The sequence below is a fragment of the Ruegeria sp. ANG10 genome, from assembly GCF_040705255.1.
Classification (GTDB): domain Bacteria; phylum Pseudomonadota; class Alphaproteobacteria; order Rhodobacterales; family Rhodobacteraceae; genus Ruegeria.
The window spans coordinates 121518-128976 of sequence record NZ_JBFCVU010000012.1 but is presented as its reverse complement, the minus strand read 5'-3'; the positions used below and the strand labels follow the sequence as shown (position 1 = coordinate 128976).

The following is a 7459-nucleotide window of genomic DNA, read 5'->3' as shown; positions in this document are numbered from 1 at the left end:
CTGGATCATCGAAGTTGTCGACGGTCTGGCCGCCAATGGCGAAGACGGCAACAGCGCCGTCGAAGCCAAGGTCAAGGCCGAGGTCGCAGACCTCTGCGCCAAGTTCCCTCTATACCCGAACCTGTAATCGGGCCGAAAATCAGAGACTTGAACGGCGCCTTTGAGGCGCCGTTTTTCATACGGATCAGATAAAACCCTGCCACCACAAGAAGACAAGCAACAGAATCGTTAAAGCGATCAGGTTGAACGCCAGTCCCCCCAGCATCCCCAGGAACCAGCCCAGCCGCCGGTCGGCGCGATTGATACCGCTGAGATGCGCCTGAACCTCTTCTGACGCACGCGCAAGTTTCGGGGTATCCAGAACCAGCCGCAGCTTTGGATGGGCGGCCATCGGCTCGGCGCTGGCCAACAACAAAGCCTGTTTGTAAATCCGCCGGGGCAGTTGCCGCTTGGCCTTGCGGATCGAGACCGTCAGCGTCTTATCCCGCACCCCCAACTTTTTGCGCAGCAACTGAACCGTCTGCGCGATCTGGGTTTGGATATCTGTATTTTCCGACATGACCATGCCTCCAAGCCCGCCAATCTAGCCGCCTCTTGCGAAGGCGACAATGGGGCTGGTCGTTTCTATTCACGGTGGGTATGACAACTTCATGCTGAACACGATCATACATGGTGAACCGACCGCGAACCCCCCTTTGCTGATTGCGCATGGGCTGTACGGCTCGGCCCGGAACTGGGGCGTAATTGCCAGACGGTTGGCCGATGAGCGGCAAGTCGTGGCCGTCGATATGCGCAACCACGCGTACAGCATGTGGACCGAGCAGCACAGCTATAGTGACCTTGCCAATGATCTGGCCGAAGTGATCGCGCATTTTGGCGGCAAAGCCGACGTGGTGGGTCATTCGATGGGCGGCAAGGCGGCGATGACGCTGGCGTTGCAGCACGGCGAACTGCTGCGCAAACTGGTGGTCGCCGACATCGCGCCAGTCACCTATTCTCATAGCCAGATCCAGTTCATCGAGGCGATGCGCGCCGTTGACCTGTCAAAAGTCGAGCGGCGCTCGGACGCGTCAGAGCAGTTGGACGAACTGGGTGTCGAAAAAGCGCTTCAAAGCTTTTTCACGCAGTCGCTGGATGTCCAGGGGCAACGCTGGTTGCTCAACCTAGATGTTCTGGCCGCCGAAATGCCTAAAATCATGGGTTTTCCACAACTGGATGCAAGCTGGGATGGCCCGACCCTGTTTCTGTCGGGCGGCGAGTCTGACTATGTTCTGCCAGAACACCGCGACCTGATCCGCACGCTGTTCCCGGCCGCCAAGTTTGCCAAAATCCCCGGCGCGGGCCACTGGCTGCACGCCGAAAAACCACGTGAGTTCGAGGCCGCCGTAAGGGCGTTTCTGAACGCCTGATCCTTTAGGACGACACCTCACCCCCGCCATTTACCCAATCGGGCAATCCGCCAAGATTATAGACCTTCTCATACCCCATATCTTTCAGCAGCTTACCGGCCAAAGCAGCCCGGCCACCAGCGGCACAATAAAGAACGATGGGGCGATCTTTCCGAAGCTCGGGGTCGTGAGATTGCAAGCTATCATCGGCGCGAAATTCCAACATGCTGCGCGGAATGTGATGGGCGCCATTAGCGCGGCCCGACTGTTGCAATTCAACGGCATCGCGCACATCCAGAAGCAACCCACCCTGTTCCATGACCTGTTGGGCAAAATCGGTGTCTACACGTTCGACGACCGCATTTGCGGCCTCCATCATGGCTTTTACGGTCAATGACATCAGTAGTCCTCCGGTGAATATCACCGAAGGCTAACATGCGAAAAATGGAAGGTGTAGTCCGCCCTTTTTATTGTTCGCGGAATGCGCGCGACATGCTGTCCGTCACAGGTTTCGCGATATAGGCCGCGAAGGTCCGCTCTTCGGTTTGGATCATGATCTCGGCCGGCATACCCGGCGTTGGGATAAAGCCGCGCACGCGTTCAATCTCTTCTGGTTCCAGTGAAATGCGGGCCAGATAGACCTCTTGCGGGGCTCCGGTTGAATCCTCGATCACCGAGTCCGCAGACAGATAGAACACCTGCCCTTGCAGCACCGGTGTTGTCCGCTGATTCAAGGCGACCAGACGCACGGTGGCGTCCTGCCCTGTCACGACACTGTCGATTTCGGTGCGCGGAATTTGTGCTTCGATGATCAGCGGAGCGTCTGCGGGTAGAATCTCGGCTATGGGTTCACCGGTTTCGATCACACCACCCGGCGTATGATAGTGCAGTCGCACAACCGTCCCGGATACCGGGGCCCGCACAACGGCGCGGTCCAGAACGCTGCGGGCCTGGCGAGCTTTTTCACGGACACTTTCCAGATCGGCTTCGATCACGCCCAGCTCATCCAGCGCGGCCTCACGATAGGCAGCACGGGTGCGGGTAATTTGTTCTTCGTATTTCAACAACATTTGGCTAATCTCGGCCGCTTCGGCCTGCAGCCGTGCTTGTTGCCCTTCCGCTTCGGCCTGAACTCGACGGATCGTGTTCAGCTCACCTTTGCGCACCAGGCCTTTTTCGAACAGCGCCTGCTTGGTTTCGAATTCTTCCTGCAGGATCTCTGCGCGCCGCACCATGCTGTCCAATTGTGCCTGAAAACCGCTTGAGCGGATTCTCAGAGCTTCCATGTTGCGTTCCAGAAGCGCGATATCGTTCAGCAAGGTCTTGCGGGACAGGTCAAAAGTGATCTTCTGTCCGTCAAGAATGGACAAAACTTCTGTATCTTCTGAATTGGCAATAAGGTTAGGCGAGAACTCCAGCCGCTGCAGTTCATTGTACTCCGCATTCAGACGATCTGACATGGCCTGCAGGCGGATTTTACGGATGAATAATTCACGCTCATTGGCTTCGGCCGAGGTTTGGTCCAGCGTCATCATCACCTGTCCGGCCTTGACGGCCTGACCCTCGGCAACCTTGATTTCCTGAATAATGCCACCTTCCAGATGCTGTACGATCTTGTTGCGACCTGTCGCGACAAAGCTACCTTGTGCGATCACGGCAGCGGCAAGCGGTGCGCTGAACGACCAGACGCCAAAACCGCCAAAGCAAACAACCAGCATGGTAAGCCCAATTACAACCAGACGATTGATTGAGCGCGGAACCTCGGCATACCAAACGTCGGGATCTTTGGGATCGTTGTTCACGGGTACCAGTTCATTCATGTCGCACCCCCATTATTTATTTTGAATGCCGGGCTGATTATTACGCGGCCCGTTCAGTTGTTGCAGAACCTGTTCGCGATGACCAAACAGCGCCACACGGCCATCCGTCAGCAGCATGATCTTGTCGACCACGTTCAGCAGCGTTGGCTTCTGCGTGATCACCACGACGGTAATTTTGCTTTCCCGTGCCTGTTCGATGGCCCGCGCAAGGGCCCTGTCGCCAGCAACGTCCAGGTTCGAGTTTGGCTCGTCCAGAACCACCATGCGCGGATTGCCAAAGAAGGCCCGCGCCAGCGCGATACGCTGTTTCTGACCACCCGATAGGGGTGACCCATCCGCAGCCACCACGGTTTCATAGCCTTGCGGCAACGTGGCGATCATGTTGTGAACATCGGCCAGAACGGCGGCGTCGTGGATTTGTTCGTCGGTCGCATCGTCCCGCATCCGGCCGATATTGTCTTTGATCGTACCGGGGAACAATTGCACGTCCTGCGGAAGATAGCCGATGCTTTCGCCAAACTGACGCGGATCCCAGTTGCGGATATCCATCAGGTCCAGCCGGACGCTGCCGGATGTGGGCAGGATTGACCCAACCAGCGTTTTGCCCAGCGTGGTCTTGCCCGCGCCCGAGTTGCCGATGATGGCCAGAGTTTCACCCGGGTTCAGCGAGAAACTGATCCCGTTCAACACAACACGCTTGGTGCCGCCCGGCACATAGAGAAGGCGCTCTACGTCCAGCCGACCCTCGGGGCGCGGCAAGCGCAGCTTTTCGAATTGCAGGGCCGAGTTGGACAGCAATTGATTGATCCGGCCATAGGCTCCGCGTGTCAGCAGGAAACCGTTCCAGCCTTCGATCGAGCCCTCGATCGGCGCGAAAGCGCGGCCCGCGATGATCGAGGCCGCGATGACCATGCCGCCGGTGATTTCACCCTGCAAGGCCAGAAACGCGCCCCAGCCCAGAATGCTGATCTGCGTCAGCAAGCGCACCCCGCGTGAAATGGCGGCAAAGATCACGTTCCGATCTTGCGCGCGAACCTGCCATGTCAGGGATTGCGCGGTGTCGCGGCCCCAGATACGCACGGCCTCGGGGATCATGGCCATAGCATTGATGATCTGACTGTTTCGCGACATAGAATCCAAATGCATGTTGGCCATGGATTGTGCCTTGTTTGCCTCGGCAAAAGGTTTGGCCGTCATACGCTGATTGATAAATGCGATTATCATCAGCAACACTGCAGTAAAGATCACGATCGTTCCGAGCTGTGGATGCACCAGGAAGATCATCAGGATAAACAATGGTGCGAATGGTACGTCCAAGAAGGATATCAGCGTGCCCGAGACCAAGAAGCCCCTCACTTGCTGCAAATCACCTAGCGTCTGGTATTCCCGTCCGGAACCATGCAGAGACGCATGCGCGGCGGCACTGAGGACAGGAGCCCCCAGACGGGCCGCAACCTCAACCGCCGTGCGCATCAGCATGAACCGCCGCACCGCATCAAAGGCGGACTGGAAAATCACCGCCCCGGCGACAATCGCAGTCAACATGATCAGCGTGTCCAACGACCGGCTGGTCAGGACACGGTCACTGATCTGGAAAAGATAGATCGGTATCGCCAAAATCAGAACATTCGTTGCACAGGTCAGAACCAGCACAAAAGCCAGATTGCGGTAGATCGCGCGTAACGAAGTGCGCAACGTCGCCTGAAAATCTTCAGGCGGCGTTCGCTTGTGAAATGTTTGGGGTGGCCCCTTGCCATCGCCGCCGCCAGAATTACTGCGCAGCATTGGCTCGTTCGCTTTGGCCTCGATAGTGGTGCCCATGCGATCACCGCCACTCGAGCGCGACGCGGGGGGTGTACGGTCGCTCGTTTTATTGACGGGTTCAGGATCGGGGCCCTCGACATCGGCCACCCCATCACCGCTGCCCTGTTGGTCATTGTCTTCGGCAGGCTGCGGCTGCTTGCGCCGGGGGGAAGGTCCGGCGCGCAGGTGCGGTTCCTCTTTCACTTCGTGATGTTCAGGATCAGCTTTCACGGTTTTGCCGGCGCTCGCATCGCTTTTGGCGACTGCCTCTCGTTCACCGTCTGGCGGATTACTAACGCGTAAATCTTCGCTCAAGCGCAATCCGAGAACTTTTTTCCGTTTCAAATCTGACTTGCTCGCACTTGGCGGCTTGGAAACGGCACCAGCGTTACGATCCAACGGACTGGCGTATCGTCTCGGGCGCGACGGAAAAACAATCGACATGTTAAAACTTTCAAAACACTCGTAACAAACAGGGTTACTACGCTAGCATAGATTGCAGGCCGTCGTCGATGGCAGCCGCTTCTGAAGACGTCAGATTGCTCTGGCCTGGGGCGTTTTCCGAATTGCCAGGCCCATCTACATCCTCCAACAACATCGCTATCGCTTCGTTGACAAGCTCGGCATTTTCCTCTTCTGGGCTGTCGATAAGGCTGGCCTGATGCAACATCACATCCGAGTATTCACCCTCTTGCGCCATCACGACAGAGTCGATCCCCATTTTGGTCACGTTGGCCGAATTCAAGAGCGCGTTGCCCGCACCCAGCGCGGAAACCCCTTCTCCGCTTGAGTTTTCGACGTAAACATCGTCGTCGTCCTGCAGCATGGTGACCTGGTCAATGACGTTGATCTGCAGCAGGTCACCTTCGATCTTGAGAACCCGCACCACTTCTGTTCCGGCAAACATCGGATCATTCAACAACGCGTCTTCCAGTGCATCGGTATCCACCTCTTGCAAAGATACCGTGCTGGCCAGATTGTCGCTTAACTCTTCATGGGTGTCTTCCCCTTCGGTCGTCAACGATACCTGGTTCATTACAAGATTGTCTTCGGCATCCGTCGGACTTGCGCCGTGAATCACATCATTGTCCAACAAAACGATGGTCTGGTTCACAACGTCGATCGAGACCATATCGCCGCCAATAATGATCACATCATAATAGCTGCCCAGCTGAATGATGTTGGTCACATTGGCCATATCATTATCGCCCAGCGTATAGGCTGTGGACGAAGCTGAGATTTCCGTATTGATGTGGTCAATATCCGTGGCGTCGATAAGCTGCTCAATGAAATTGGTCACCAACAGATCACCAGAAATCCAGTCGATCATGACAATCGGGTCCTGATCAGGATTATCCGAGACATTGTGTTCCACCCATGATGCCTCATTGGCTTCGATCGCGATGTTTGAAGACTGGACAACATGCGTGTCGCTTTGCGCACCTGGCGCACCTTGGTCGACATCAGAGACGACAGCGACCTGGCTGACAGCGGTCAGATTGATCGCCTGCCCACCGACCACGATGTTAGGCGCATCGACCCAGCCAACCGATATCGCGACCTCGTTGACGGCATAGTTGCCACCTGCAACTACCGAATGACCGTCTTCGAATTCGGGGTCTTCGGATTGATCCCATTCGGCAGGCAATGCCTCGGCCAACTCGTCCTCGGCGTCTTCGTCTTCCAAATCTTCCTTGTGATGTTCCGGCAGCAGCTCCAAAAAGTCCGGAATTTCATCGACATACTCGCCATTCACGATAATGCCCGAGGCATCCTCGCCGTGGAACTGATGTACTGTTACGCCTTCAATCTCAAGATTAATGGGCGATTGCATTTGTTCGATAAGTTGTTCAACGGCCTCGCCGGACTGATAGTCCTGGATGTGGATCGATGGGGTCGATATGGCATGTAAGGACAGTGCCGCGCTTTGCAGCGCGTCGGCTTGCGCCATCAGGGCCTCGACATCGCGGAAGTCACCTTCGCCCACGACGTCGTTGTCGATCAAATGGATTTTCTGCACCGTGTAGGTGACCGCTGATCCAATCAGCTCGGTGATGTATTCGGGCTCCAGGATGATGTTCATCTGCACAAACGAACTGAATCCCGGCGCGTCTTCGGGCAAGATGGCATCCGGGCCGACCGCAGGGCCGGGTGACCCATCAGCACCATCAATCAGGCCAGATACTTCTGTTGGTGGGGGGACATCATCCTGTGAGGCCCCAAACTTGTATGGTGCCGGGCCGTAATCACCCGGATCCATTTTCAGATTTGCTTTGACATTGATGCGGGCCGGATCTTCGAGACCCTCAAGTTCTGCTTTTTTGCGCAGAGCAGTAAATTCTTCATAAAAATCACGCCAACGGGCCTGTTCGGTCGTAAGTTCAAAAGTGCCAACAAAATGTGCAATTTGTTCCGTAATACTGTCGAGTGCCATTTTAGTTTCCTTTC

At 56.1% G+C, this 7459-nt stretch carries 6 protein-coding genes; 1 reads left to right on the top strand and 5 read right to left on the bottom strand.

The window, feature by feature from the left end; genetic code table 11:
• Positions 1 to 184: 184 nt before the first annotated feature.
• The gene (locus AB1A64_RS20205; protein ID WP_366553610.1) at positions 185 to 559 is read right to left on the bottom strand and encodes a hypothetical protein; all 375 of its coding nucleotides are present in this window, start codon (positions 557 to 559) and stop codon (positions 185 to 187) included.
• Between the two features lie 91 nt (positions 560 to 650).
• On the opposite strand from AB1A64_RS20205, the gene AB1A64_RS20200 reads away from it, so the two are divergent.
• Positions 651 to 1409: an alpha/beta fold hydrolase gene (locus AB1A64_RS20200; RefSeq protein ID WP_366553626.1), complete on the top strand. Its 759-nt coding sequence runs from the start codon at positions 651 to 653 to the stop codon at positions 1407 to 1409.
• 4 nt (positions 1410 to 1413) lie between these two features.
• Here the strand turns inward: AB1A64_RS20200 and AB1A64_RS20195 are convergent, their stop codons facing one another.
• From AB1A64_RS20195 to AB1A64_RS20180, 4 genes are all read right to left on the bottom strand, one after another.
• The gene (locus AB1A64_RS20195) at positions 1414 to 1788 is read right to left on the bottom strand and encodes a rhodanese-like domain-containing protein (protein WP_366553608.1); all 375 of its coding nucleotides are present in this window, start codon (positions 1786 to 1788) and stop codon (positions 1414 to 1416) included.
• A gap of 67 nt (positions 1789 to 1855) precedes the next feature.
• Entirely contained in the window at positions 1856 to 3208 is a 1353-nt protein-coding gene (locus AB1A64_RS20190; protein WP_366553606.1) for an HlyD family type I secretion periplasmic adaptor subunit, read from the bottom strand.
• A 12-nt stretch (positions 3209 to 3220) separates the two neighbouring features.
• Positions 3221 to 5455: a type I secretion system permease/ATPase gene (locus AB1A64_RS20185; RefSeq protein WP_366553604.1), complete on the bottom strand. Its 2235-nt coding sequence runs from the start codon at positions 5453 to 5455 to the stop codon at positions 3221 to 3223.
• A 37-nt stretch (positions 5456 to 5492) separates the two neighbouring features.
• Positions 5493 to 7445 carry a type I secretion protein gene (locus tag AB1A64_RS20180; RefSeq protein ID WP_366553602.1) on the bottom strand — a complete coding sequence of 651 codons (1953 nt, stop codon included), beginning with the start codon at positions 7443 to 7445 and terminating at the stop codon, positions 5493 to 5495.
• Positions 7446 to 7459 lie beyond the last annotated feature (14 nt).

Coding starts and splice junctions, on each gene's coding strand:
- AB1A64_RS20205 (WP_366553610.1), bottom strand. CDS start 559: ATGTCGGAAAATACAGATATCCAAACCCAGATCGCGCAGACGGTTCAG.
- AB1A64_RS20200 (WP_366553626.1), top strand. CDS start 651: ATGCTGAACACGATCATACATGGTGAACCGACCGCGAACCCCCCTTTG.
- AB1A64_RS20195 (WP_366553608.1), bottom strand. CDS start 1,788: ATGTCATTGACCGTAAAAGCCATGATGGAGGCCGCAAATGCGGTCGTC.
- AB1A64_RS20190 (WP_366553606.1), bottom strand. CDS start 3,208: ATGAATGAACTGGTACCCGTGAACAACGATCCCAAAGATCCCGACGTT.
- AB1A64_RS20185 (WP_366553604.1), bottom strand. CDS start 5,455: ATGTCGATTGTTTTTCCGTCGCGCCCGAGACGATACGCCAGTCCGTTG.
- AB1A64_RS20180 (WP_366553602.1), bottom strand. CDS start 7,445: ATGGCACTCGACAGTATTACGGAACAAATTGCACATTTTGTTGGCACT.